Here is a 674-nt window from a genome sequence, read left to right as displayed (position 1 = left end):
CGCCCGACTTACTTCAGGATTTTCGAGACGACGCCGGAACCGACGGTACGGCCGCCTTCACGGATGGCGAAGCGCAGCTTCTCTTCCATGGCGATCGGCGCGATCAGCTCGACTTCGAACTTCAGGTTGTCGCCGGGCATCACCATCTCGGTGCCCTCGGGCAGCTTGACGGTGCCGGTGACGTCCGTGGTGCGGAAGTAGAACTGCGGACGGTAGTTGGCGAAGAACGGCGTGTGACGGCCACCCTCGTCTTTCGTCAGGATGTAGGCTTCGGCTTCGAACTCGGTGTGCGGCTTGACCGAACCGGGCTTGCAGAGAACCTGGCCACGTTCCACGCCTTCACGGTCGATGCCGCGCAGCAGGGCGCCGATGTTGTCGCCGGCTTCGCCGCGGTCCAGCAGCTTGCGGAACATCTCGACACCGGTGCAGGTGGTCTTGCGGGTGTCGCGGATGCCGACGATTTCCAGTTCGTCGCCGACGTTCACGATGCCACGTTCCACACGGCCGGTCACAACCGTGCCACGGCCCGAGATCGAGAACACGTCTTCGATCGGCATCAGGAACGGCTGGTCGATGGCGCGTGCCGGCTGCGGGATGAACGAATCGACAGCCGCCATCAGTTCGCGGATCTTGTCTTCGCCGATGTTCGCGTCGCGGCCTTCCAGAGCGGCCAG

Annotated in this window: 1 protein-coding gene; it reads right to left on the bottom strand. The window is 63.9% G+C overall.

Annotation, left to right across the window (positions count from 1 at the left end):
• Positions 1-8: 8 nt before the first annotated feature.
• Positions 9-674: EF-Tu C-terminal domain-related protein (locus tag DL237_RS20445; RefSeq protein ID WP_267897050.1), on the bottom strand; the 666-nt coding region annotated here is incomplete at its 5' end.

This window comes from Pseudooceanicola sediminis (assembly GCF_003575965.1).
In the GTDB taxonomy this organism is placed as follows: Bacteria; Pseudomonadota; Alphaproteobacteria; order Rhodobacterales; family Rhodobacteraceae; genus Pseudooceanicola; species Pseudooceanicola sediminis.
Note: the sequence above shows the minus strand (reverse complement) of the source record. Positions and strands in the feature narration are given on the sequence as shown.